The organism is Pectobacterium aroidearum (assembly GCF_015689195.1).
Lineage (GTDB): Bacteria > Pseudomonadota > Gammaproteobacteria > Enterobacterales > Enterobacteriaceae > Pectobacterium > Pectobacterium aroidearum.
In genome coordinates, this window is record NZ_CP065044.1 from 4,795,689 (window position 1) to 4,820,503 (window position 24,815).

22 protein-coding genes are annotated in these 24,815 nt (G+C 52.8%); 6 read left to right on the forward strand and 16 right to left on the reverse strand.

Going from position 1 to position 24,815, the window contains the following annotated elements:
- Positions 1-26: 26 nt before the first annotated feature.
- From I2D83_RS21425 to I2D83_RS21465, 9 genes are read right to left on the reverse strand one after another with little or no spacing between them, the layout of a single operon-like run.
- The gene (locus tag I2D83_RS21425) at positions 27-956 is read right to left on the reverse strand and encodes a lysozyme inhibitor LprI family protein (protein WP_180778809.1); all 930 of its coding nucleotides are present in this window, start codon (positions 954-956) and stop codon (positions 27-29) included.
- A gap of 56 nt (positions 957-1,012) precedes the next feature.
- Positions 1,013-2,110 (reverse strand): acyl-CoA desaturase, encoded by a 1,098-nt coding sequence (locus tag I2D83_RS21430; protein WP_205948226.1) that lies wholly within the window; start codon positions 2,108-2,110, stop codon positions 1,013-1,015.
- Positions 2,110-3,249, reverse strand: coding sequence for a fatty acid desaturase family protein (locus I2D83_RS21435; protein WP_205947268.1), 1,140 nt, complete (start codon positions 3,247-3,249; stop codon positions 2,110-2,112). Before I2D83_RS21435 ends, I2D83_RS21430 begins: the two co-directional genes overlap by 1 nt.
- The gene (locus I2D83_RS21440) at positions 3,242-4,366 is read right to left on the reverse strand and encodes a sterol desaturase family protein (RefSeq protein WP_205947269.1); all 1,125 of its coding nucleotides are present in this window, start codon (positions 4,364-4,366) and stop codon (positions 3,242-3,244) included. The genes I2D83_RS21435 and I2D83_RS21440 overlap by 8 nt, the downstream gene beginning before the upstream one ends.
- A gap of 4 nt (positions 4,367-4,370) precedes the next feature.
- Positions 4,371-5,024 carry a phosphatase PAP2 family protein gene (locus I2D83_RS21445; protein WP_180778806.1) on the reverse strand — a complete coding sequence of 218 codons (654 nt, stop codon included), beginning with the start codon at positions 5,022-5,024 and terminating at the stop codon, positions 4,371-4,373.
- A complete protein-coding gene (locus I2D83_RS21450; protein WP_205947270.1) occupies positions 5,024-6,310 on the reverse strand; it encodes a F390 synthetase-related protein in 1,287 nt (428 codons plus the stop codon). The genes I2D83_RS21445 and I2D83_RS21450 overlap by 1 nt, the downstream gene beginning before the upstream one ends.
- Positions 6,307-7,113: an MBL fold metallo-hydrolase gene (locus tag I2D83_RS21455; RefSeq protein WP_181830123.1), complete on the reverse strand. Its 807-nt coding sequence runs from the start codon at positions 7,111-7,113 to the stop codon at positions 6,307-6,309. Before I2D83_RS21455 ends, I2D83_RS21450 begins: the two co-directional genes overlap by 4 nt.
- A complete protein-coding gene (locus I2D83_RS21460) occupies positions 7,106-8,134 on the reverse strand; it encodes an NAD-dependent epimerase/dehydratase family protein (protein WP_205947271.1) in 1,029 nt (342 codons plus the stop codon). The genes I2D83_RS21455 and I2D83_RS21460 overlap by 8 nt, the downstream gene beginning before the upstream one ends.
- Positions 8,131-9,138, reverse strand: a complete 1,008-nt coding sequence (locus tag I2D83_RS21465; protein WP_180778802.1) for a 3-oxoacyl-[acyl-carrier-protein] synthase III C-terminal domain-containing protein — start codon at positions 9,136-9,138, stop codon at positions 8,131-8,133. Before I2D83_RS21465 ends, I2D83_RS21460 begins: the two co-directional genes overlap by 4 nt.
- A 208-nt stretch (positions 9,139-9,346) precedes the next feature.
- On the opposite strand from I2D83_RS21465, the gene I2D83_RS21470 reads away from it, so the two are divergent.
- From I2D83_RS21470 to I2D83_RS21480, 3 genes are all read left to right on the forward strand, one after another.
- Positions 9,347-9,688 (forward strand): GlpM family protein, encoded by a 342-nt coding sequence (locus tag I2D83_RS21470; protein ID WP_015842229.1) that lies wholly within the window; start codon positions 9,347-9,349, stop codon positions 9,686-9,688.
- Between the two features lie 28 nt (positions 9,689-9,716).
- Entirely contained in the window at positions 9,717-10,907 is a 1,191-nt protein-coding gene (gene pemB / locus I2D83_RS21475; RefSeq protein WP_205947272.1) for a pectinesterase PemB, read from the forward strand.
- A gap of 351 nt (positions 10,908-11,258) precedes the next feature.
- Positions 11,259-11,987: a helix-turn-helix transcriptional regulator gene (locus tag I2D83_RS21480; protein WP_015842233.1), complete on the forward strand. Its 729-nt coding sequence runs from the start codon at positions 11,259-11,261 to the stop codon at positions 11,985-11,987.
- Here the strand turns inward: I2D83_RS21480 and carI are convergent.
- The gene (gene carI / locus I2D83_RS21485) at positions 11,971-12,621 is read right to left on the reverse strand and encodes an acyl-homoserine-lactone synthase CarI (protein WP_015842234.1); all 651 of its coding nucleotides are present in this window, start codon (positions 12,619-12,621) and stop codon (positions 11,971-11,973) included. The genes I2D83_RS21480 and carI overlap by 17 nt on opposite strands.
- A 268-nt stretch (positions 12,622-12,889) precedes the next feature.
- A complete protein-coding gene (argG, locus tag I2D83_RS21490) occupies positions 12,890-14,236 on the reverse strand; it encodes an argininosuccinate synthase (protein WP_015842235.1) in 1,347 nt (448 codons plus the stop codon).
- A 411-nt stretch (positions 14,237-14,647) separates the two neighbouring features.
- Between argG and I2D83_RS21495 the strand changes: the two genes are divergently transcribed.
- On the forward strand, positions 14,648-15,223 hold the full coding sequence (locus tag I2D83_RS21495) for a DJ-1/PfpI family protein (protein WP_180778800.1): 576 nt from the start codon (positions 14,648-14,650) through the stop codon (positions 15,221-15,223).
- 71 nt (positions 15,224-15,294) lie between these two features.
- Here the strand turns inward: I2D83_RS21495 and xylR are convergent, their stop codons facing one another.
- The 4 genes from xylR to xylF all read right to left on the reverse strand — a co-directional run bounded on the left by xylR (position 15,295) and on the right by xylF (position 20,422).
- Positions 15,295-16,473 carry a D-xylose utilization transcriptional activator XylR gene (gene xylR, locus I2D83_RS21500; protein ID WP_015842237.1) on the reverse strand — a complete coding sequence of 393 codons (1,179 nt, stop codon included), beginning with the start codon at positions 16,471-16,473 and terminating at the stop codon, positions 15,295-15,297.
- A gap of 132 nt (positions 16,474-16,605) precedes the next feature.
- Positions 16,606-17,736, reverse strand: coding sequence for a xylose ABC transporter permease XylH (gene xylH / locus I2D83_RS21505; protein ID WP_220274049.1), 1,131 nt, complete (start codon positions 17,734-17,736; stop codon positions 16,606-16,608).
- A gap of 28 nt (positions 17,737-17,764) precedes the next feature.
- On the reverse strand, positions 17,765-19,306 hold the full coding sequence (locus tag I2D83_RS21510) for a xylose ABC transporter ATP-binding protein (protein WP_205947273.1): 1,542 nt from the start codon (positions 19,304-19,306) through the stop codon (positions 17,765-17,767).
- 120 nt (positions 19,307-19,426) lie between these two features.
- Positions 19,427-20,422 (reverse strand): D-xylose ABC transporter substrate-binding protein, encoded by a 996-nt coding sequence (gene xylF / locus I2D83_RS21515; protein WP_181830118.1) that lies wholly within the window; start codon positions 20,420-20,422, stop codon positions 19,427-19,429.
- Positions 20,423-20,781: 359 nt separating this feature from the next.
- Between xylF and xylA the strand changes: the two genes are divergently transcribed.
- Both xylA and xylB read left to right on the forward strand, forming a co-directional pair.
- Positions 20,782-22,101, forward strand: a complete 1,320-nt coding sequence (gene xylA / locus I2D83_RS21520) for a xylose isomerase (RefSeq protein ID WP_205947274.1) — start codon at positions 20,782-20,784, stop codon at positions 22,099-22,101.
- Between the two features lie 63 nt (positions 22,102-22,164).
- Positions 22,165-23,622 carry a xylulokinase gene (gene xylB / locus I2D83_RS21525; RefSeq protein ID WP_205947275.1) on the forward strand — a complete coding sequence of 486 codons (1,458 nt, stop codon included), beginning with the start codon at positions 22,165-22,167 and terminating at the stop codon, positions 23,620-23,622.
- An 18-nt stretch (positions 23,623-23,640) separates the two neighbouring features.
- Here the strand turns inward: xylB and I2D83_RS21530 are convergent, their stop codons facing one another.
- Positions 23,641-24,633: an acyltransferase gene (locus tag I2D83_RS21530; RefSeq protein ID WP_180778795.1), complete on the reverse strand. Its 993-nt coding sequence runs from the start codon at positions 24,631-24,633 to the stop codon at positions 23,641-23,643.
- Positions 24,634-24,815 lie beyond the last annotated feature (182 nt).

Genomic DNA, 24,815 nt, shown 5'->3' on the forward strand with positions numbered 1-24,815 from the left:
GGCGCCGTCTCTCAAGCAGGAAAATCTTAGGGTTCGTCGGTTTTAACGATCTCTTCCTTCTCCTTCCACGTGCCGCCCACCAGTTCGCGAGTGGTGGCCACCATCGCCTGTTTCTCTTCAGAGTAGGCTTCCGTGGTTTCGGCAATCAGGACGGGGTTATTGTTAGCAATCTGGTAGGTTGACCATTGGTGCCAGCAGCAGCCGCTTTTGGTAAACGTGGTGATGGTCTTACTTTTTTCATCGATCTCGAACAGGCCGAGGTTGGAGCTGGCTAATTCGGTCAGCGGCGCATTCTGGGTGAACTGCTGCTTTTCCACATCGAACAGGAACACATCGTAAGACGGCCCGCCGTAAGCGCCGCTATTACCATTGCGCAGCATAATATCCGCGTGGTGATCGAAGTTAGCGTCATCAATCACCAGCCCACTGTTGTTCTCACCATAAACCTCGACCAGATTCGCCGTCACTTCGCCTTTATTGTTCAGTTCGATGAACATATTTTCCATCGTGATACGCTGGAACAGGTCGCCGCGTCCTTTCTTAAAGATATCCAGCGTGCCGGGGCCTTCACAGGTTGAATAAGAAGAGTCGAGATCGCACGTCGCCACACTGAGCACAAAGTCCCACTGGTCTGATGCCTGCGTAATCAGGGAGATATTTTCACTACCGGACAGCGCCTGAATACGGGAAACCATCTCATTCCCCAGACAAACGTCATCCTGACAGCGATCACGTTCGGCCAACCAGGCGCGCTGCTCCTGACGCGCCTGCGCTTTGTCTGCTTGTTTCACGTAACCCTGATAGGCCTTGTTCAATACCGCATCAAGCTGCTGTAGGCGGCTGCTGGCGCAAATCATTTTCTCGCTGTCTGTACTGGCCTTGCTGCAATCCATCGCCCAGACGGACGAGGTGAAAAGGCACAGCAGGGATGAAACGGCCAGAGATAAATAACGCATAACGTATCGCTCCTTGAAAAATAAAAAACCTAACTAGCTGATAAAATGGGTAATGGTTATTTTTCTCTGCCCTTTCCCATCTTTTTAAGAAACCGCTGCTGCTCAACCAAAATCACCTTCAACGTAATGCATTGATAATCAATGCCATAACGCGGGGCGACGTCCGCAATAATTTTGGATAGCGCAGGATAGTGCCGATGATTCCAGTTGGGGAAAATATGGTGGGTCAGGTGCATATTGAGCTGCCCTAGCCAATAACCAAGCCAGGCGGGACGGGTAGACCAATCCACCGTGGTAGCAAAGGTGTGCTGATAGCGACCATGTCGGAATAACCCATCTTCCGGTGCCTGATAGAACGTTCCTTTTGCCCAGTGCGACCCCAGAATCAGGACAACAAAAATCAGCGACGACAGCATCTGGCTCAGCAGATACACCAGCAGCAGCGAGCCGACGCTAATGATGGTCGGCGACAACAGCCAGTAAGGGATCGCCAGCGCCAGCAGGGCATGCAGTGCTTTTGAAAGCAGGAAAATGCCCCAGCCCTTCACACCCTGAAGCGTCATATTGCGCGTCACCTGCGTTTTCCCCGCGCGATCGATCCAGTCAAAAAACCAGATGATGCAGGGGAAGGTCAGCGATGCCACCAGCGGCCAGTAATAGCGCTGGGCGCGCATAAAAAAGCGAAACCGATGGTAGGGCGATTGCCGCAAGACACCGTTCTCTTCGATATCGAGGTCGTAGTACTGCACATTCACGTGTGCATGATGGAAAATCACATGCCTCACTCGCCAGCAGTCGGAATCCATACCGAGCGGAATACTCACCACGATATTGAGCAGGCGATTCGCCCACGGCTGCCGGAAAAAGACGTTATGCGAGGCGTCATGCACCACGTTCACCGCCAGAAACATAGCGGTAAAAATAAAGCCAAAATAGCAGCCAGCAAAACCCCATAGCGTCGTCTGCCGGAGGCTGAAGCCATAAAACGTCAGACACAGCGCCACCAGAAACAGCATCTTGCCGATAAATCCGGCGTTGGCAAAACGGTGATCGCCCGTTTCTGCCAGATAGTCATTCGCCGCCTTCATTAGCGCCCGATGTAACGCCAGATCGCGACCTTGTTCATAGCGGAGCGGCTTCAGCGGTGCGGGCATCATCCTTCCTCCCTTCCCTCTTCCTCGGCACGTTGCGCTGTGCGTTGATCGCGACCTTCCCCCATCGATTTTAAAAACCGACGCTGGCTTGCTAATAGCTCGCGATAGGTAATGCAGCGATAATCCATACCATGCTCGGCGGCAAGGCGCCGTAAAATAGCGGCGAGCGCAGGGTAATGACGATGGTGCCACCCCGGAAAAAGATGATGCGTCAGGTGTAAGTGCAGCCCTCCCGTCCAGTGCGCAAGCCAGCGCGGCGTCGGCAGCCAGTCGCAGGCGGTCGCAAAGTTGTGCTGATACCAGCCCAGAGGCATGACCTCCGTATCGGTCACAGCATAGAATTCCGTTTCCGCCCAGTGCGACCCCAGCAGTAAAAAGACCACCAGCAACGAGGCCAACATCTGGCCCAGCAAATAACTTAACAGCACGACGCCCGGGCTAATGCCCTGTGCCGCCCCCACCACGATGGGAATCACCAGTAGCAGCACGATATGACCGACTTTACTGCCGATAAAAATCATCCACCCACGGTAGCCTGACTGCACGGAACGAGCGTTAACGGGGGTTTTACCCAACCGATCGGCCCAGTCAAAAACCCAGGCGATATAGGGGAGCGACAGTGAGGCCACCAGCGGCCAGTAAAGATGCTGATAGCGCATGTAGGCACGGTGGCGCTGGAAAGGCGTTTGACGAAAAATCCCATTCTCTTCCGTATCCAGATCGTAATGCTCCACATTCGGGTAAATATGGTGGAAGTCCACATGGCGCAACCGCCAGTAGTCAGGATCGATGCCTAACGGCAGCGTCACGATCCGCCCGACGATGCGATTGAGCGTTCGATTACGGAAAAACGTATTATGGGAGGCGTCATGATTCACGATGATATTCAATACCATCGACAGCATGATGAAAGAAAAATAGCTCAGGAAGAATGCCCATGCCGTCTGCTGTATCAAGCTCAGGGAATAACAGGCGATGCAGCCTAAAAAGAGTAATCCGGCCTTCACGAACTGACCGCTATCGGCAAAGCGATGATCGTGATTAGCGCGCAGGTAGGCCGACGTTTCGCGCTGTAACGCCCGATGAAAGGCCTGTTCACCCTGCGCCGGATACGGCCTGGCGGGAAGGTCATTAGCCATTGTCATGCTCTCCAGTCAGAGGATGTCGACCCCAGCCGAACGCCATCGCCAACCCGTGCAGCGCCAGTGCCAACATGGCGATCTTCCAGTAAAGCGCTTCCCAGCCCAGATAGACAAGAAACACCGCAGGGAATAGCAACACCACGAATAACCAAACGTAAATGCCCCAGCGCCGCCCTTCGGAAATTCCGCCCAACGCGACCGCCCCGCTCACCAGCAGCAGGAAAAGCGCCACCTGCGGCAGATTAGCGGACTCATAACCGTAGCCATACAGGTAGACATAACCGACGACCAGCGCAAACAGCAGCATCGCACCGGTAAGCAACGCCACTGGCGTACAGTGAAACGTTGCCCGACGCGTACGGCGCACCGACAGCTTCAGGTACTGCATAAAAGGCAGGTTACTGGCCCAAAACGGATTGTTTGATGGTCTGTCTTTGCCTGCGCCATAGCGAAAAGGCGTGTCGGGCAGCTGTGGGCAAAAGCTGCCGAACAGTTTGTCCCAAAAAATAAAGGTGCCGCCGAAGTTCTTGTCGGAATAAGCGCGATCGTTCACGTGGTGGACGCGATGGTGTGCTGGCGTCACCAGCACCTTTTCCAGCCAGCCCAGTTTGGGCGTCATGGCGTTATGGTTAAAGAGCTGAACGCTGTAATGCAGAATGGAGACGGTGATAAACACGTACAGCGGCACACCAAGCAGCGCCAGAATCAGGAAGAACGGAATCGAGGTCAGCGAGGAATACCAGGAGTTACGCACGCCCAGCGACAGATTGAAATGTTCGCCCTGATGGTGCACCACATGTACCGCCCACAGCACGCCAAAGGTATGGTGCAGGCGATGTAGCCAATAAAAGCCGAAATCCCAGGCGAGTAGCGCGAACAACCACATCAGCACCGGCGGCCAGGTTTCCACCCAGCCCAAACTGAAATGCGCCGCGACATAGCCATAGCAAAAAATCTCCACGCTGCGAAACAGCCACAGCATGATATGCCCTGAGTTCAGGTTGAACACCACGTCATGCCAGTTCACCGTCTCACGCCGCATCCACTGTAGAACCAGCGCTTCACCAATCACTACAACCAGCATGAAGACAATGGGTAATGCCAAATCGATCATGATTTCATTCCTGATGGCGCTTATCGTTAGGCAGCGGGGCTCGTGGGGAAACCGCCGTCACCGTCTCCCGGCTACGCAGAAAAATCCATCCGGTTATGCCCGCCAGCATCGCCCCGGTCACCAGATCGATGAACAGATGCCGACGTAGTTGCAGGATGGAAAAGGCAATCGCCATCCCCCACAGCAGATACAAACCGGTTTTCACCTTCTGCTGGCTATCGCTCATCGCCCATACCGCCAGCACCGTTAGCGCAATATGCAGCGACGGCAGACAATTCTGCGGTGAGTCGATACGCTGCAAAAGCTGTAGCAAACGAGTGGAAAAATCGTCCCCGACAGCCTGAGGATAAACCATCGTGGTCGGGAAAATCAGGTACACCGCGCCCGCGATTAACGCAGTGAGCTGCGTTGCCCGGCGTAACCCCGCCAGACGTGCTATCGGGCAGGATAAATAAGACAGCGGCACGATGATGAAAAAGGAGAGATACAGCCAGATAGCCGAGGGGCTAAAGGGAATCCATTCATCAATGAATGACGTCGGCAGCACCGTTCCCTGCCCCTGAAACTGCGCGCTTAGTTGATACACCACGCCGACCGATCCCCAGCCGAAGAGCAGCGCTTTCAGCCGTAATAGCATCGTGCTTTGAGGAAGTCGCATTATACGTCCTCCTTCAGGCGGGCAATCCGTCTGCGCTTTTGCGTCAATGCTGGCGCAATCTCACCGGCGATTAACTGCCACTGCAGACGCGACACCTCAATGCCCTGCAACGCAAACTGCTGCGCCAGACTGTCCCGACAGGCCTCCAGCTCCGGCAGGCTGCACGCGGCGGACAAACGCAGCGTCGTTTCCCCCTGCTGCACCAGCCGATAATCGGCATGCAGCGGCAGCGCATTGGCAATAATCCGGCTACAGAGATCCGCAAACACGGTCTGAGGCTCACCGTGACTATCCGGCAGTCGCAGGCAGTCATCGCTGCGCCCTTCGATGCGGGCAATCGCCATCGTCACCCGGCCACACGCACAGGGTGTTTTTTGCTTCACCAATACATCGTCCAGCCGATAGCGCACAATCGGCTGCGTGCTGCGGGTGAAATCGGTAATGATGGGCGTAAAGCGTTCGTCATCCAGCCACTGCGGCTCAATGTGCACAAATTCCTCGTTGAGATGCAGCGTACCGTGTTCACAGGTCGATGCCAGAAAGCCTTCCGTCGCCTGATACACTTCCCCCACCTGCCCGAAAACCTGCTGGAGCAATTGTTTATCCTGCGGTTCCAGCACCTCGGCCACGGAAATCACCTTTTTGACAGACAGGCGCAGTTCACCGCGCTGCACCGCCAGCGCCAACTCGCGCAGCACCTGTGCAGGAGCAACGATAATCGACGGCGACCACATTTCCAGCCGCGGAACATGTTCGGAAAACGGCGCAAACAGATCGTAAAACGACAGGCTGAGCCAGCGGTTATCCACGCTGTGATACAGATTGTTATCCGCCCGCAGAAACAGCGCTACCCGCTCGCCAGCACGTAAGCCGTCCGGCAGCATTTTCGCCAACATGCCCCCCGCCCACACCTGCTGTTCACGAGGGCTAACGACAAACAGCCCACGCTGCCCGGAGGTGCCGGACGACAGCCCGACGCTGAACCCGTTCACATTCGGCGTGAAGTCACGATCCTCCTCACTGCGGCGCGCGCAGGCGAGCAGTTCATCCCGCTTAAGCCCCGCGGTGTTCATCCGATCGAATTCGGCCATCATCACGGCTTTATCCATCATCGGCCAGGAGGTAATCGGAAGCTGGCAGTACGGACGGAAATAGGGACTACGCGCCAGCACCCGCCGTGCAAAGCGAGCAAGCTGGCGCTGTTGATGGTGTTCAAGCCCCTGACGAGTAGAAAAGGTGAGGCGTCTGGCACGGAAATAGTGCCAGAGGGTCATCAGCGGAATCATAGGTCGCCCTCATGGCACAGCCGAATCTCAACCTGTCCGTTCAGGTGCAACTGATGTAGCTGATCCAACGTGTGGTAATAGGCTTTTGGATCGTCCATCACCAGATTCGCCAAACGCGACGGCCCGCGGCCTTCGCGATAACTGTGCGGCGACCAGGCGGCATCGCTTGCCAGCAGCACCCAGCCGTTTTCAGTCAGCACAAACGCGCCGAGGTGTCCGGCGGCATGACCGGGCAGCGACACCAGCACGATCTCTTTATCACTACCCGGCAGCGCATAGCCTTGCGTAAACGGCGCCAGCTCGGCTGGCAGATCGGTAAGCGGGAAATTTTCGACAAACTGAAGCGCCTGCTCGAAATGCTCAGGGATCAGGGCAGGCACAAACGCCCGTTTCAGAGCGGCGAAACCGCGCAGATTCCGCGTCTGCTGCCATCCCAGTCCCGAACAGATAAACGGGACGTCGGGGAAATCCCGCAACCCTGCAATATGGTCGCCATGAAAATGGGAAATAATCAGGCCGTCGATGTCCGCAGGCTGAATCCCCTGCCCATGTAGCTGGTGAATCAGCGCGTCTTTCGTCTCAAAATGCACCGGCGTCATTCTGCGGTACAGCTGGAACAGGCCGGATCGCGTGGCATCGGTAAAATGCTGGGCATAGCCGGTGTCCCACAGCCAGCGCTTGCCCCGACTCTCCAGCATCCAGACGCGTGCCGGAAAACGGCATACCTTCCACCCCGCGCCACGCAGCGCCATACAGCCTGGATGCAGGCAGTATCCGACTTCAAACGTTGAAATATTAGCCATGTCCGTCCGTGCTCCGCTGTGCAAGATGCGCCCTGAACCAGTCGCCGGTCAGCTCAATGCCCTGCTGAAGGGAGAAACGCGGCTGATATCCCAGCTCCTGTTTGGCTTTCTCCGCGCTGAGCGTCATATCAAAATTCACCGCTCCCGCACTGTAGCGCGTTAGCAGCGGCTCTTTCCGACTAAAGCACGAGAGCAGTTCCATTCCACCCGCTACCGTGTGCAGCAGCGGATACGGCACCGCTTTGACGCGATAATGCATCCCCAATTGCCCTGCCAGCAGTTGCTCCAGCATATCGACGAGGCGTGCGGGCTCATGATTGGTGATGTTGTACACCGAACCAGACACTAACCCCGTTCGCTCGCTGGCAAGCGCCATCGCTTCCACAACGTTGCCGACAAACGTGAGATCCAGCAGCGCCTCACCACCGCGCGGAAGTCGCAACACGCCGCCGCCCACCGCGATCTGCTCCAGCACTCGCGGCAGAATCACGCGGTCATGCGGGCCAAATAGGCCACGCGGACGCAGAATCACGTAGGTGGTTTGCAGGTAGCGCGACGTCAGCGCCTGAAGTCGCTCTTCCGCCAGAAATTTGGTCTGCGCATAGTGATTGGCAAAACGCGCCGCGCGGTAGCTTTCATCAATATTCAGGTGGTGCTGGTAATCGAAGTAAATCGCGGGCGTGGAGATGTGCACAAAACGCGGGATAGCCAGCTGCCCTGCGGCGTCGGCCAGACGTGCCGTCACCTCGGTATTATTCTGATAAAAATCGCGATATTGCCCCCACGGTGATGATTTCGCGGCACAGTGCCAGACCACGTCACAGCCCGCCATCAGCGATCGAAACAGGTCTACCGAGGTTTCCACCAAATCGATACCGATGAACTGTGCGCCCTGAGCTTCAAGCTGTTGGCCTACCGTGCGATCGCGCCCGCACGCCAGCACCTGATGCCCAGCCTTAAGTAGCCAGTCCACCGCGTTACGCCCCAATCCGCTGGTTGCACCCGTGACGAAGACTCTCATGGGATCAGAACCATCCCGCCCAGCGTCAACCCGGCAGCCGTGCCGACCAGCATGGCGGGCTCCCCCTCAGGCAGGCGTTGCGTCACGATGGCATGATGCAGCGCCGTTGGAATTGAGGCCGCCACCTGATTACCGTGATAGCGGTAAATATCAATCAGTCTTTCCGTCGGGATCGCCAGTCGCTTACGCATGTGTTCCAGCGACAGGTGGCTGGCCTGATGCGGAACCACCGCCGCCATCTGCTCAAGCGTGAAACCACTCGCTTCCAGCAGCCGTTGCAGATAGCCCTCAATCAGTGCAGAAGCCTGCCTGAACAGCCGTTTTCCCTGCATATGGAACAGAAAGTCATGCAGTTCCATCCCTGCACGCGGGTTACGCAAGGTGCCGCCTGCGCGGATCTGGCACAGTTCATTGCCCTTCGGATACGTTTCCAGCAGACACGCCGCAATACCGCTGTGGCCATCACCGCGTTCGACAATCGCGCACGCGGCACCATCACCAAAAATCAGCGACGATTCTTCGTCATCCCAATCAATACCGCGCGACGCAAGTTCGGTAGAAACAATGGCAATGCGTCGATAAGCGCCGGTATTTAACAGCCCAGCCGCCACCTGAAGCGCAGAAATAAAGCTGACGCAGCTGCTATTAATATCAAAACAGGCTGTCCCTTTCGGCAAAGACGACGCTTTTAATACATGGCTGGCGCTATAAGGCAGCGCCTGAATGGGAATCGCAGAAGCAAACAGCAGCAGGTCAATGGAAGCCGGAGAAATAACGCCACGCGTCAGCGCATCATTTAATGCCGCGACACCGAGTTCGGCCTGGCTGGCATGATTGTCCGCATGGTGGCGATAGAGAATACCGGAACGGCTTTCGACATAACCAGCAGGTTTATTGAGCCGCACATCTAATTCAGCCGAGGTCACCCGCTGCGCAGGAAGCGCACTGCCAGTAGAAATAATCTTTATTGGAACCAATCCCTTAGTGAATGCGTGACGTTGCATCTTCAATATCAATCCTTTCCAGATTTATTATCGTTTTACCTGCGTACGATAAGGCTATCGTGCGTAGTATTTATTCATTCTTCTGCTAAGAATAACGAAATCACCACGAATTGAAATCTTAAGCTGTGCGGTAGCACTATTCCATCCCGATACTTTTTCGCTATTCTCTGTGCATTCACGATGCTTAATTAAGCCAGAAGTTATACTTATGTCATTGTTTATCAAATCGGTTATTGGCGCGTTGATCGTATTGCTCATCAGCGTACTGGCGAAAAGTCGAAACTATTATATTGCCGGGTTGGTGCCGCTATTTCCCACATTCGCGCTGATTGCCCATTATATCGTTGGCACCGAGCGCGGGCTGGAGGCGCTGCGCGCCACTATCCTGTTTGGCATTTGGTCCGTTATTCCTTATCTGGTTTATCTCATCTCACTTTATTACTTTACCGCGTGGATGAAGTTGCCACAGGCGCTGCTCGCCGCGGTCGTGTGCTGGAGTGTGTCAGCGGCACTGCTGATCAAGGTCTGGACGTGGTATCAGGGGAATTAGCTTCTGACTTCTTTATTAGGATAGCGCAATGATAAAAACGACGTACCCCGGCACGGTTCATCGCCCCATTCTTTCCGAACAGGAAGCGAGTCGCTTCACGCGACTGCACTATTTTACTCCGCACCGCACTGATACTGACGTCTGGCTTCCCACGCCCATTGCGGTCGAACTGGCTACACCGTGGGTTGTCGGGCCACGGATCGGGGTGGATGGCGCAACACACACTCATGTTCAACAGGCGATCAACGCCGCGTTGCGGGCACCGCAGGGTCAGTCGCACATTACGATTAAATTGCTGCCAGGCATCTATACCGGCACGGTCTACATCCCCGCCGATGCGCCACCGCTGACGTTATTTGGAGCGGGAGAACAACCGAATGACGTGGTGATTCAACTCGCGCTTGATTCGATGTTTTCACCAGCAACCTACCGGGAAGCGGTGAATCCTCACGGTGAATATCAGCCCGGCGATCCCGCCTGGTATATGTACGATCTCTGTGCGTCAAAGCAGAACGCAACGATTGATACCATTTGTGCCGCCGTGGTCTGGTCGCAAAGCGACAACTTCCAGATGAAAAACCTGACGGTAGTGAATACCTTGCTGGATTCGGTAGATGGCCGCGCGCATCAGGCCGTCGCGCTGCGCACCGACGGCGATAAGGTGCAGCTTGAAAAGGTCCGCCTCATCGGTCGTCAGGATACGTTTTTCGTCAATACCAGCAACCTTCGCAACGAGTACGTCACGGATCGCTACAGCCGCGCCTACATTACAGACAGCTACATCGAGGGGGATGTCGACTACGTTTTTGGGCGGGCAACCGCAGTATTCGAGCATGTCCACTTTCATACGGTTTCCAGCCGTGGAGCGAAAGATATCCATGTCTTTGCGCCTGACAGCATGCCGTGGGTTCAATATGGTTTTCTGGCAACGCAGTGCCGCTTTACGGGTGACGAAGGCTTCAGCGGGGTAAGAAAGGCCAGATTAGGTCGCGCCTGGGATCAGGGTGCAAGGCAAACGGGATATCAGCCGGGTCAGACGGCAAATGGCCAGTTAGTGATTCGCGACAGCACGATTGACGCCAGCTATGACAGAGAACAGCCGTGGGGAGCGGCCGCAACCACTGCGCGTCCTTTCTCGGGTAATGCGGATTCAACCCGCAATCTCGACGATGTGCATTTCAACCGGCTGTGGGAATACAACAATATCAACGAAGCATGAGGGAGCGCGAAGGCGAGCACAACATGAAGAAAAATGTTGCAGGTGCAGAAATCAGATTAATCTTTCTAATGTGATGGAGCATAAGATCGCTCAGTAAAGCGTCACGGCTGTAGATAAAAAAAATCGCCGATTTTTATGATGTTATTGATGAAGTCGACTGAATTAACATTCCCTGATGTTAGCCAATCATCAACAGAATTTAAATGCATATGAATTATGTTAATTACGTCTGCAGACTTATCTTATAATTGTACGTTTTTTCACTCACCAATAACAATTAGACTTAGGTACAGGTGTAGGTATATACTTTTCTATTACAAGGATGTTGATTCTTCAGACTGAGGTCATGAGATGTCGCCATTATTCACCGATAGCGAAATAATAAGCAGGGTAATTAAAAAGCATTTCAACAAAAACCTGGATCGCTACGACGGCATAAAATTCTCTTTTATGGTTCTCAATAAGAAGAACCCTTCTCAAATGATCATCATTTCCAGTTATCCCGATGAATGGGTTAACCTCTATAAAGAAAACAAATACCAGCATATCGACCCTGTTGTTCTTGCATCATTTAATAAGATATCGCCTTTCTCTTGGGAGAAAAGTCTCGTTATTAACACCCGGTTGCAACTGGCCAAGATATTTGATCTCTCTAAAAAATATAATATTATTAACGGATATACTTTTGTGCTTCACGATCATGGTGACAATTTGGCTATGTTATCGATTATCGTAGACAGTTCATATCCAGATAATGTTGAAAAATTCATTGAAGAGAAGAAAGACACCTTTCAGATGCTGTTAATTGATGCATATGAAAAAATCATCTCTCTTTGCAGAGAGATGATTGAAAGTAAGAAACAATTAAATAATAAAGAAATGTTCTCTCAACGAGAAAATGAAATTCTTTACTGGGCCAGTATGGGTAAAACCTACTTGGAAGTTGCGATTATTCTCGGCATAAAAACCAGTACGGTAAAATTTCATATCGGCAATGTTGTGAAAAAACTTGGAGTCCTGAATGCCAAGCATGCCATCAGGCTCGGCGTTGAATTACAACTCATTAAGCCTGTACAATAGCGGCAGGCACTCGTAGAGGCCATTGCTTCAGTTCGTTGCCCATGAATGTTCCACTGCGGTTAATACGACGCGCCAATGCTTCCTGATTCTCATCATCAACGGGAAGGAAAACTAAATACACTCTTTCCTGCTTTTCTGATAAACCTTGCTCGACAACGCGGATTCCCCAGCCAGAACGTTTTAATATCGTTAGCATAGGGTGACTCACTATCGTATATATTCCATCATAACCTTTATCCCTTGAATAATTAATCATTGAAAGAAACAGCATAGAACTAATTGGATATTCATTGCCGAGGATATCTTTTGCTCGTGATTTATCCACAAAGAACCGGCTAGATTCCAGATAATTCCCTTCAGGAATATTGATCTCCTTGAAGTAAGGGAAAAATGTCCCGGTAATCATGTTAGGGTATTTTGTTTCGATAAATCTCAGACTACAAATAACCGTGTTATCTTTTATGCCAAAAAGATAAGTCGTATTATTATTATCATACTGATCGAATTCCATTCCATCAGTACAATTCACAGCCCAATTCAGTCGATCTTTAAACGTCTCTTTTCTGAGGGTAAATAGCTCTTCTGATTTCGTTTCTGACAGCAAGGCGTGATTTACATCAAATATCTCTAACATTTTTCCTCCATTGAAAAGTTAATACATAACCCCAAAAACGACATCCCATCTCATAGATCCTTCGCCTTCAGACTATTACTCTGGCTGATTATTTATAGGTATTTTGTCCCTTTCCACGACGGTTGTACAGATGCAACCTGCATTGTCAGCAAGAGTTCATACATGAAAAAACGCCGCGAGAAAACCAAACATAAATATATGATAAACAGATAAAAAAAATCCGGAAACGCGAGACGATTCCGGATCCTTATATTACTCAATCTGCACGTTACTTCTCTGTTTTATCCTGCAGTTGGCCTACCTGTGGCAGACCCGTGCTGGCGGAGGAAGAGAGCAAGCCCGTTTCAACATAATTAAACAGTTTTTCACGCGTATCCGTGATATCCAGATTGCGCATGGTCAGCTGACCGATACGGTCATCCGGCGAGAAGACCGAGTCGCCTTTCTCCATGGTCAGACGCTCTGGTTTGTAGGTCAGATTGTCAGACACGGTATTCATGATGGAGTAATCATTGCCACGGCGCAGTTCCAGCGTCACTTCGCCAGTGATGGCGCTGGCGATCCAACGCTGAGAAGCATCACGCAGCATCAGCGCCTGGGAATCAAACCAGCGTCCCTGATACAGGAAGCGACCCAGCTGACGACCATTGGCGTGGTATTGCTCGATGGTATCTTCGTTGTGGATACCGGTAACCAGACGCTCATAGGCAATGTGCAACAGCGCCATTCCCGGGGCTTCATAGATGCCACGGCTTTTCGCTTCAATGATACGGTTTTCGATCTGATCGCTCATCCCCAGACCGTGGCGTCCACCGATACGGTTCGCTTCCAGCATCAGTTCGACATCATCAGCAAAGGTCTTGCCGTTCAGCGCGACCGGATGACCACGCTCAAAGCGAATGGTTACTTCTTCTGCCGGAACTTTGACATTCTCATCCCAGAATTTTACGCCCATAATCGGGTTAACGATTTTGACGCTGGAATTCAGGAATTCCAGATCCTTCGCTTCGTGCGTCGCACCCAGAATGTTGGAGTCGGTAGAATAGGCTTTCTCGGCAGACATTTTATAGCCGAACCCTGCCTGCGACATGAACTCGGACATCTCCTGACGGCCACCCAGTTCATCAATGAAATCGGTATCCAGCCACGGTTTATAAATCTTCAGTTCAGCATTGGTCAGCAGGCCGTAGCGATAGAAACGCTCAATATCGTTGCCTTTATAGGTGCTGCCGTCACCCCAGATGTTCACGCCATCTTCTTTCATCGCAGCAACCAGCATCGTACCGGTAACGGCACGGCCCAGCGGCGTAGTGTTGAAATAGGTCACGCCTGCCGTCGTGTTGTGGAATGCGCCACATTGAATCGCAGCGATACCTTCAGCAACCAGTTGCTTACGGCAATCGATAAGGCGGGCATTTTCTGCACCATATTCCATAGCCCGACGAGGGATTTCCTCGTAGTCATCCTCATCTGGCTGCCCCAGATTTGCGGTATACGCATAAGGAACCGCGCCCTTTTGACGCATCCAAAGCAGCGCGGCGCTGGTATCCAGACCACCCGAGAACGCAATACCAATACGCTGACCAACCGGAAGATGCTTGAGAATCGTTGTCATAAATATATCCCTGCTCGAAAGATCTATGGATAGAAGCCTCGCAGCCCACACCATTATGTTACGCCATGCATTAATGAGCGTTTGGGCCCTGTGCACATCCTACATCAAACGGGCCGGTCGATAACCAAAATCGACACACTCACAAATGCATATTTATGCAAAATAAGTGAGTGATAATTTAAACATCTTTTTGGCGGGACAGGAAGAGAAGAGTCATGCTTTCGTGTAAAAAAATTCGTGGCCGATTCACGACCAAGTTAGCAAGTATAGCGCTATCTTCGCTTCAGGCTAAGTAGCAAAAATCGTTTACGCGACCCACTCGACATTAATAAAACATCGTTTCATTTTGTCGGAATTTCTTTGCTATCCTCTTGCGGTTAACACCTTCCCTTGCATATTGCTGGAGATGCTATGTCTAAGAAAGTCGCCGTTCTGCTGGCTCCTGGGTTTGAAGAAGCAGAAGCGATCATGGTGATTGATGTACTGCACCGAATGAAGATAGAAGTCACCATGCTGTCATGCTATGACAGACTGGAACTGCACAGTTATCACAATATTCGTATGTTTGCCGATTCTCTGCTGGAAAGAAACCAGGACACGCTGTTTGATGCCGTGGTCATTCCCGGCGGCCCACAGGGAACGGTAAACCTGGCTGCCAACCCAATGGTCGTCGAGTTTATCCGTCGCCATGACGAGGCGGGAAAACTGATTTGCCCATTGTGCTCTGCGGCTGCACGCGTACTGGGTGGTAACAACCTGCTAAAAGGCCGTCGCTACGTTTGCTCCGGCAAGTTATGGCAGGATGTGACCGATGGCGTTTATGTTGACGAGAAAGTCGTGGAAGACGGCAATCTGATCAGCGGCAAGGGGTTAGGCGTGACATTCGATTTTGCCTTTACCATCGCCAGCCGTCTGACTGGAGACAAAGAGAACGCCAACTTCCAGGTTGAGCATATCGATTACGATTACTGGCGCGTGCCGGCGTAACCGCTCACCAGACTCTCCTTACTACTCCAATGATAAGGCGCGCACCGCCGCGCCTTCCTGAGCCAATCCATTTAATAACCTTCGCCATAACGCTCGCGGTACTCCTTCGGCGTGATGTCATACCCTTTCTTAAAGACGGCATAAAAATAGGGCAGCGAAGGGTAGCCGCACATTAGCGAGATCTCGCCAATCGAGAGTGAAGTCGATATCAGCAGGTTGCGCGCCCGATCCAGCTTCTCCGCGTGAATCACACCGTGAATCGTCTGGCCGACTTCATCTTTAAAGCGCTTTTCCAGATTCGAGCGGGAAATCCCGACCGCATCCAGCACCTGCTCGACCTTAATCCCTTTACAGGCGTGATAGCGGATAAAGTGCATGGCCTGAATAACAGCAGGATCGTGCACAGAGCGATAATCCGTTGAGCGACGTTCCACCACCCGAACCGGCGGTACCAAAATACGTTGCAGCGGCAAATCGGTCTGGTTCAACAACAGCTGATGCAGCAACTTCGCTGCGCGATATCCCATTTGGCGCGTGCCCTGCGCTACCGACGAGAGCGCGACGCGTGACAGGTAGCGAATCAGATCTTCGTTATCGATCCCGATGACGCACAGCTTTTCCGGTACGGCAATATTCAGGTGTTCGCAAACCTGCAACAGGTGGCGCGCGCGCGAATCGGTCACCGCGATAATCCCCGTCTGCGGCGGAAGCCCCTGCACCCAGTCGGCCAGTCGGTTTTGCGCGTATTGCCAGTTATCCGGCGACGTTTCCATTCCCTGATACACCACGCCTTGATACTTTTCTGCAGCAACTAGCTGCCGGAAAGCGTATTCCCGCTCCTGCGCCCAGCCTTTCCCGCCCGATACCGGCAGGCCATAAAAGGCAAAGCGGTTCAGCCCTTTCTCTTTGAGGTGCATAAACGCGCTTTCCACCAGTGCATAATTATCTGTCGCAATATAATGCACGGGCGGGTAATCCTCGGGACGATGGTAGGAGCCACCAACGCCTACCAGCGGTACATTCACATCCTGTAGCAGTTGCTTGATCTCACCATCGTCAAAATCGGCAATCACGCCGTCTCCCAGCCACTCTTTGATGTTATCAATGCGGCAACGGAAGTCCTCTTCGATGAAGATGTCCCAGTCACACTGAGAAGCCTGTAAATATTCGCCAACTCCTTCAACCACCTGACGGTCATACACTTTGTTGGCGTTGAACAGCAGCGTGATGCGATAGCGTTTTTCAAACATGGCAGTCGGCACTCATTAATCGCAAGTTCCTTGAAAGTCTTCTTCTTTGAATAGCACAGCGCCCCCAGAGGCCAAAATAATTTGCTGATTATTGCGAGCCGCCACGTATTTCCTCCACAACCACCACATCAGTCATACGCGCCGCTTTGTTGCGGTATCCATCCACACCGCCAATAGCAGGATTCCGCCTTTTACGACGTATTGCCAGAAGGTCGGTACATCCAGCATGCTCATCCCGTTATCCAGCGACGCCATGATAAATGCCCCCATCACCGCGCCCGCCACGCTGCCGATACCGCCCGCCAGACTGGTGCCACCAATCACGCAGGCGGCAATCGCATCCAGTTCGGCAATGTTCCCGGCGGATGGCGAACCAGCCCCCAATCGCGAGCTGAGAATCAGCCCGGCGACCGCGACCATCAGACCATTAATCGCGAACACCGCCATTTTGGTGCGCTCGACATTCACACCCGATAAGCGGGCAGCATCGATATTCCCGCCCACGGCATAAATGCGGCGGCCAAATGCGGTTCGCGTCGCCAGAAAAATACCGCCCAGCATCAACAGCGTCAGCACCAGAACCGGCGTTGGCACACCGCGATAGTCATTCAGCAGATAAATCGCCCCCAGCACCACGAGTGCCGTCACCGTCTGGCGGCCAATATCTCCCGCGGGTGGGTTTATCGGTAACCCTAATCGCGCACGGCTGCTGCGCCGACGCCACTGCCAGGCAATAAACACCATCAGCCCGATAGCACCGAACATAAAACCGATGCCGGAAGGCAGATAGCTCTGCCCAATCTGCGACATCGCTTCACTCGTCGGGGAAACCGTCGTCCCATTGGTAATGCCGATCAGAATGCCGCGAAAAGCCAGCATCCCCGCCAGCGTCACGATAAAAGAAGGGACTTTCCGGTAGGCGACCCACCAGCCATTCCACGCGCCAAGCAGCAATCCCAGCGCAAGTGTCACAACGATGGTCAACGGTAAAGGCCAGCCAAACCAGACATCAAAAATCGCCGCCGCGCCGCCCAATAGCCCCATCATCGAACCAACCGACAGATCGATCTCTGCGGAGATAATGACAAACACCATACCGACCGCCAGAATGCCGGTGATCGCCGTTTGCCTTAACAGGTTGGAGAGGTTACGCGCACTGAGATATGCCCCATCGGTCATGTAGGTGAAAAAGAGCATGATGGCGATGATGGCGGCAATCATCACGTAGACCTGAAGATTGATGCTTTTCAACCGTTGCAGCATCGAGACAGAGCCAGCGACATGTTGTTGTTCAGACTGTGATGTTTTCAGCACGATGTTCACTCCTCAATGCAGCTTCCATAACCTGTTCCTGGGTTAAATCACGATTGATCAAATCCGCTTTGATACGCCCCTGATGCATCACCAACACCCGATCGCTCAGCCCCAGCACTTCGGGCAGCTCAGAAGAGATGACAATGACGGCAATATGCTGTTTTACCAGCGCGTTAATGAGCTTGTAGATTTCATACTTGGCACCGATATCAATGCCGCGCGTGGGTTCATCGAGAATCAGAATGCGGGGTTTCAACAGCAGACATTTCGCCAGCACCGCTTTTTGCTGGTTACCGCCGCTAAGCCGGGCGATCGCCAGTTCCGGGCTGGAGGTTTTCACCTTCAGATTCGCTAGAGACTGCCGGATGATGTCCTGTTCACGCGCATCGTCCAGCATGGAAAATGCCCCAGTGAATTGATCGAGTGCCGCCAGCGTCATGTTCTGCGCGACGCTCATCACCGGAACAATGCCATCCTTCTTACGATCCTCCGGCACCATCGCAATACCCTGCGCCATCGCCTGCTGGCAATTGCTGATGGTCACCTGCTCGCCGTCAATAAAGATGTCGCCCTGCCAACGACCGTGATAGGCACCAAACAGGCATTGCACCGTTTCCGTACGCCCTGACCCCACCAGTCCGGCAATGCCGAGAATCTCACCTCGATGCAGTGCAAACGAGACATCATCCACCCGACGAATGTGGCGATTAACTGGGTGCCAGGCGGTAAGGTGTTCTACGCGCAGCACTTCTTCACCAATGGTATGCGGTTCATTGGGATAGAGTTCCGTCAGCTCCCGTCCCACCATCATGGCAATGATCTGGTCTTCGCTCAGCTCGACCGCAGGGCGCGTGCCAATAGGTTTCCCATCACGAATCACGCAAATCACATCGGAAATGGCTTTAACTTCGTTGAGCTTGTGCGAGATATAGATGCAGGCAATACCGTGATCGCGCAGATCCTGGATGATCTCCAGCAGGATTGCGGTTTCACGTTCGGTCAATGACGCAGTGGGCTCATCCAGCACCAACAGACGCACCTGCTTGTTCAGCGCCTTGGCAATTTCCACCAGCTGTTGCTGGCCTAATCCAAGCTCACCCACTTTGGTATTCGGATCGACGGCCAGCTTGACCTGCTCCAACATACGCTGGCAGCGAAGGTACATATTGTCGTAATCCATTACGCCAAAACGCGTCCATTCGTTACCCAAAAAGAGGTTCTCCAGCACCGTCATCTCTTTCACCAGCGCCAGTTCCTGATGAATAATCGCAATGCCTTTTTGCTCCGTATCGCGAATATGGCTAGCGCGCAGCTCGTCACCGGAAAACACGATCTGCCCCTCATAGCTGCCATGCGGATAGATGGCACACAACACCTTCATCAAGGTAGATTTCCCCGAGCCATTCTCGCCGCACAGCGACAAAACCTGACCTGCCTCCAGCGTCAAGCTGACATTATCGACGGCTTTCACCGCGCCAAACGCCTTGGTGATGTTTTTCATTTCCAACAGATGTGGCATCACGGCCTCCGTGATTCAGGTATCTCAGACCTCGTCTGCGACAGTGGCGAGCCACAACCTCGTGTCGTGGCTCGATGAACGTCTTTCCTGCATCCTGAACTCTAGTGGCTGCGACGTGCGTTAATACACGTCCGCTTTTTTGTGGAAGCCATCGGCAATGACGGTGGAATCGATATTGGATTTATCGACGGGAATCGGCGTCAGTAAGAAGGAAGAGATATCTTTCAACCCATTGTTTAATTTAGCATTAGACTCCGGCGTTTTGCCGGAACCCAGCGCCACAGCGATATCTGCGGCATCTTTGGCCAGCTTGCTGATCGGTTTATAGACCGTCATGGTTTGCGTGCCTGCCACAATACGTTTGATTGCGGCCAGATCGGCATCCTGACCGGAAATGGCGACTTTCCCAGCCAGTCCCTGTGCGGCAAGCGCCTGAATCGCCCCGCCCGCCGTCGCATCGTTCGATGCGACAACAGCATCAATCTTATTGCTGTTCGCCGTTAGCGCATTTTCCATAATTTTCAGCGCATTCTCTGGTAACCAGGCATCAACCCATTGGTCGCCGACCACTTTTATTTTCCCATTTTCGATCAGCGGCGTGAGCACTTTCATTTGCCCCTGACGAAACAGCTTCGCGTTATTATCAACAGGTGAGCCGCCCATTAAGAAATAGTTTCCGCCGGGCACCTTATCGACGAGATATTTCGCCTGTAGCTCACCAACCTTTTCATTATCAAATGAAATATAAAAATCCACATCCGCATTATTAATCATGCGGTCATAAGCAAGCACTTTTATTCCCTCACGTTTTGCTTCCGCAATAACATTGCCAAGCACTTGACCGTTATAAGGAATAATAACCAAGACATCGACACCGCGATTGATCATGTTTTCTATTTGAGAAATCTGCGTGGCCTCATTGCCGTTTGCTGATTGAACAAACACATCAGCACCCTGCTTTTTGGCTTGCTCAACAAAAAGATCGCGATCTTTCTGCCAGCGTTCAAGACGTAGATCGTCAATCGCCATGCCTATTTTAACGTCCTTCGCGAATCCGGGCTGACAAGCTAAAGTGAATACGGCACAAGCTGAGAGTAAAAAATGTTTAACTTTCATCATAGCGTACCTTTTTTTATTTAAGATGCAGGGCCTAAGACTCCAATAGCAATAGCCAGATGAGTATTGTCGCTAAACATCCCCCCATCAATTACAGATTTTTATCCTCCAATTATGTTTTTTGGTTTAATTTCCATTTTTTGATACGGGTCATATTTTATTGTCGAGTCACATTTTCACCTTGTTACACCTTGCGAAGCGTATTCAGAGTAAATACCGTTATTTTTTGCGACGCAGCGCACATTTAATAATTCTCTGAATTTCAGTGTGAAATAACGTAATTGAGGAAACCTTCATCCACTCCGAAAATTAATCCCATTCCCGTCTCTTCCGTCTGGGTGGTTTCTAAGGAGTTAACGATGCAAGCCTATTTTGAACAGATCGAAAAAGTCCGTTATGAAGGTAGTCAAAGCGACAATCCCTTCGCCTTTCGTCACTACAATCCCGATCAGGAAATTCTTGGGAAACGAATGGCAGACCATTTGCGTTTTGCCGTCGCGTATTGGCACACGTTCTGCTGGAACGGCGCGGATATGTTCGGCGTCGGCTCTTTTGCTCGGCCGTGGCAACAGTCAGGCGACGCGCTGGAGCTAGCGAAGCGCAAGGCGGACATCGCATTCGAATTCTTTCAAAAGCTGAGCGTGCCTTACTACTGCTTTCATGACGTCGATATCGCACCGGAAGGAAACTCACTGAAAGAGTATCTGCATAATTTTGCGGTTATCACCGATGTGCTGGCGGAAAAGCAGCAGGATAGCGGCGTGAAGCTGCTGTGGGGCACCGCCAACTGCTTTACCCATCCTCGCTATGGCGCAGGCGCGGCCACCAACCCTGACCCAGATGTCTTTGCCTTGGCGGCTACGCAGGTGTTCACGGCAATGAACGCGACCAAAAAACTGGGTGGCGAGAACTATGTGCTGTGGGGCGGGCGTGAAGGGTATGAAACCCTGCTTAATACCGACCTGCGTCAGGAGCGTGAACAAATCGGCCGCTTCATGCAGATGGTCGTCGAACATAAACACAAAATCGGCTTTCAGGGCACGCTGCTCATCGAGCCGAAGCCACAGGAGCCAACCAAGCACCAGTACGACTACGATGTCGCCACCGTTTATGGTTTCCTGAAACAGTTTGGGCTGGAAAAAGAGATTAAAGTCAACGTGGAAGCCAACCACGCTACGCTGGCAGGCCATTCATTCCATCATGAAATCGCCACCGCTGTCGCACTGGGCGTATTCGGATCTGTCGATGCGAACCGCGGCGATCCGCAGCTCGGCTGGGACACCGATCAGTTCCCTAACAGCGTGGAAGAGAACACGCTGATCATGTATGAAATTCTCAAGGCGGGTGGCTTCACGACGGGTGGGCTGAACTTTGACGCCAAAGTTCGTCGCCAAAGCACCGATCGCTATGACCTTTTCCACGCGCATATCGGCGCGATGGATACAATGGCACTGGCGCTCAAGGCCGCAGCCAGAATGATTGAAGATGATAAACTCAATCAGCTGGTTGCTAAACGCTACGCAGGCTGGAACGGAGAACTGGGTCAGCAAATCCTGCAAGGCAAGGCCTCGCTGGAATCACTTGCCCACTATGCAGAAAGCCATCAGTTGGCACCACAGCACCAGAGTGGTCAGCAGGAGTTGCTGGAAAACCTGGTTAACCGCCACCTCTTTGGTTAAAAACGATACGTTCATCTACTGCGGCAGGCTCAACCCTGTCGCAGAGGCTTATCAGGAGCCACTATGTATATCGGTATTGATCTGGGTACGTCCGGTGTGAAAGCCATCCTGCTGGATGAAGCAGGCGAGGTGATTGCCAGCCATAGCGCCGCATTGAACATTTCCCGCCCACATCCGCTCTGGTCAGAGCAAGCACCTGAAGATTGGTGGCAGGCAACCGATCGGGCGTTACAGGCATTGGCAGCGACGCACAACCTTCGCGCGGTGAAAGCACTGGGGCTAACCGGGCAAATGCACGGGGCGACCTTGCTGGACGCCCGCCAGAACGTGCTACGCCCCGCGATCCTCTGGAATGACGGACGTAGCGCGGCCCAATGCCGAACGCTGGAACAACAGGTGCCAACATCGCGCCAGATTACCGGTAACCTGATGATGCCGGGCTTTACCGCGCCCAAACTGAAATGGGTGCAGGAAAACGAAAGCGAGATCTTTCGCCAAATCGACAAAGTCCTGCTGCCAAAAGACTATCTGCGCTGGCGTCTGACGGGAGAGTTTGCCAGCGATATGTCCGATGCAGCCGGCACACTCTGGCTGGATGTCGCCAAACGAGACTGGAGCGACACGCTGCTGGAAGCCTGCGCGCTGAGCCGCGAACATATGCCCGCACTGTATGAAGGCAATCAGATTACCGGTTATCTGCGGCCTGATATCGCCAGCCGCTGGGGCATGGAACCCGTCCCCGTAATTGCTGGCGGTGGGGACAATGCGGCGGGAGCCATTGGCGTTGGGCTATATCAAGCTGGACAGGCAATGCTGTCTCTCGGCACATCCGGCGTTTACTTTGCTGTCAGCGACGGCTTTCTCAGCAACCCACAGCATGCCGTCCACAGTTTCTGCCACGCGCTGCCGAATACCTGGCACCTGATGTCCGTGATGTTAAGCGCTGCATCCTGCCTCGACTGGGTCGACCGTCTGACGCACGCAGAGAGCGTACCCGCGCTGTTGCAGGAAGTCGCCTCGACACCAGTCGATGACACAATAACGCCAGTGTGGTTCTTACCCTATCTCTCCGGCGAACGTACACCGCACAATAATCCCGATGCCAAAGGCGCATTCTGGGGGCTAACCCATCAACACGGTCGCCCGGAACTGGCAAAAGCGGTACTGGAAGGCGTGGGATTTGCGCTTGCCGATGGCATGGATGCACTGCATATGACCGGGCTAAAACCCGATAGCATCACGCTGATTGGCGGCGGTGCTCGCAGCTCCTACTGGCGACAAATGCTGGCGGATATCAGCGGTCAAACGCTGGAATACCGCACGGGAGGAGACGTTGGTCCGGCGCTGGGGGCAGCACGTCTGGCACAGATCGCCATGCATCCGCATACGCCACTGGCAGACCTGCTGCCGCCGCTACCGCTGGAACAGGTTCATCAACCCAATCCCCAACGCCATGACGACTATGCCGAGCGGAGACGCACATTTAAAGCTCTCTACCAACAGCTTAGCCCGCTGATGTGACACCGCTCGTCCGAATCGTCAGCTCACCCAGCGCCGCACATCGATTTTCTGTAGCGCCATCGACAGCAACAGGCTGGCACCTAGTGCGATGGCGAAAACATACAAAATGTCGAGAACTGGGTGGGATGGCAGTGCCACGTCATGCGTTCGCAGATAATGAATGATCAACGCGTGGAAGCCGTAAATTGCCAACGAATGGCGCGAAATAGTGGCAAATCCCGGTAAAATCCGCTGGCTACAGTAATGTTTAAACACCACGAGAAGGCTGACTGCAGCCAGAAACACCAGCGGGCCACAGTAAATGTAAAATGTCTGAGTAAACGTATCGTTCAATAATGTGTGGTGCTTCGTCCCCATTGCGACCAGCGCGACACAGGCAATAAAGAATGGGATAGCGGCCAGCACGACTTTCTTTGGCACATCCAACATCCCCAACGCACGCCCTAGCGCGGCATACAGCACATAGTAAAACGTATCGCCGTAAATATAGAGATTCACAGGCAGTAACTTAAACCCTTCAAATTCCACCCGCCCCGTATTGGGGTTAGCGACAACGGCCAATAAGACAATCAAGACCGCTAAATATTTGCCCGATACTGGCTTGATGGTAATAAGCGGGGAGAGCAGATAAATCACGATAATGGCGTAGAAAAACCATAAGTGATAAAAGACCGGTTTTTGCAGTGCATGGTGCAATGAATTCAAGCCATTAATCGGCGTGAGCGTCGCAATATAGATCAGCGCGACCGTACTATAAAAAAGCAGGCATAAACCGATACGCAGGAAATGCTTTTTCCCCGCGCTGCGCTCGCCAAAAAATAAGTAACCCGAGATCATGAAAAACAGCGGAACGCAGACGCGCGAGGCAGAGTTCAGGATATTCGCCACATCCCAGTGTCCGTCGCCCGGCGTGCCGCCCGCAGTAATATAGTAGGTGGTGCTATGAATCAGAACGACCATCATGCAGGCCAACGCCCGCAGGTTATCAATCCAGCCGATCTTATCCGTCATGCACAACCTCTTGAAAGCAAAGCGCTATTCAAAACAGCGTAGCCGTTGTTAAGCGTTGAGACAATCTATTATCAACGACCCGCTATTATCAACGACTTGCTACTATCAACTACCAGCGCTCAACAATCGGGCAAATCTGAGTGATAAGGACGGATTCATACGGGAAACCCGCATCAATTACG

Bases quoted from the DNA above. Each gene is read 5' to 3' on its own strand.
- I2D83_RS21425 (WP_180778809.1), bottom strand. From the start codon at position 956: ATGCGTTATTTATCTCTGGCCGTTTCATCCCTGCTGTGCCTTTTCACC.
- I2D83_RS21430 (WP_205948226.1), bottom strand. From the start codon at position 2,110: ATGCCCGCACCGCTGAAGCCGCTCCGCTATGAACAAGGTCGCGATCTG.
- I2D83_RS21435 (WP_205947268.1), bottom strand. From the start codon at position 3,249: ATGGCTAATGACCTTCCCGCCAGGCCGTATCCGGCGCAGGGTGAACAG.
- I2D83_RS21440 (WP_205947269.1), bottom strand. From the start codon at position 4,366: ATGATCGATTTGGCATTACCCATTGTCTTCATGCTGGTTGTAGTGATT.
- I2D83_RS21445 (WP_180778806.1), bottom strand. From the start codon at position 5,024: ATGCGACTTCCTCAAAGCACGATGCTATTACGGCTGAAAGCGCTGCTC.
- I2D83_RS21450 (WP_205947270.1), bottom strand. From the start codon at position 6,310: ATGATTCCGCTGATGACCCTCTGGCACTATTTCCGTGCCAGACGCCTC.
- I2D83_RS21455 (WP_181830123.1), bottom strand. From the start codon at position 7,113: ATGGCTAATATTTCAACGTTTGAAGTCGGATACTGCCTGCATCCAGGC.
- I2D83_RS21460 (WP_205947271.1), bottom strand. From the start codon at position 8,134: ATGAGAGTCTTCGTCACGGGTGCAACCAGCGGATTGGGGCGTAACGCG.
- I2D83_RS21465 (WP_180778802.1), bottom strand. From the start codon at position 9,138: ATGCAACGTCACGCATTCACTAAGGGATTGGTTCCAATAAAGATTATT.
- I2D83_RS21470 (WP_015842229.1), top strand. From the start codon at position 9,347: ATGTCATTGTTTATCAAATCGGTTATTGGCGCGTTGATCGTATTGCTC.
- pemB (WP_205947272.1), top strand. From the start codon at position 9,717: ATGATAAAAACGACGTACCCCGGCACGGTTCATCGCCCCATTCTTTCC.
- I2D83_RS21480 (WP_015842233.1), top strand. From the start codon at position 11,259: ATGTCGCCATTATTCACCGATAGCGAAATAATAAGCAGGGTAATTAAA.
- carI (WP_015842234.1), bottom strand. From the start codon at position 12,621: ATGTTAGAGATATTTGATGTAAATCACGCCTTGCTGTCAGAAACGAAA.
- argG (WP_015842235.1), bottom strand. From the start codon at position 14,236: ATGACAACGATTCTCAAGCATCTTCCGGTTGGTCAGCGTATTGGTATT.
- I2D83_RS21495 (WP_180778800.1), top strand. From the start codon at position 14,648: ATGTCTAAGAAAGTCGCCGTTCTGCTGGCTCCTGGGTTTGAAGAAGCA.
- xylR (WP_015842237.1), bottom strand. From the start codon at position 16,473: ATGTTTGAAAAACGCTATCGCATCACGCTGCTGTTCAACGCCAACAAA.
- xylH (WP_220274049.1), bottom strand. From the start codon at position 17,736: ATGCTGCAACGGTTGAAAAGCATCAATCTTCAGGTCTACGTGATGATT.
- I2D83_RS21510 (WP_205947273.1), bottom strand. From the start codon at position 19,306: ATGCCACATCTGTTGGAAATGAAAAACATCACCAAGGCGTTTGGCGCG.
- xylF (WP_181830118.1), bottom strand. From the start codon at position 20,422: ATGAAAGTTAAACATTTTTTACTCTCAGCTTGTGCCGTATTCACTTTA.
- xylA (WP_205947274.1), top strand. From the start codon at position 20,782: ATGCAAGCCTATTTTGAACAGATCGAAAAAGTCCGTTATGAAGGTAGT.
- xylB (WP_205947275.1), top strand. From the start codon at position 22,165: ATGTATATCGGTATTGATCTGGGTACGTCCGGTGTGAAAGCCATCCTG.
- I2D83_RS21530 (WP_180778795.1), bottom strand. From the start codon at position 24,633: ATGACGGATAAGATCGGCTGGATTGATAACCTGCGGGCGTTGGCCTGC.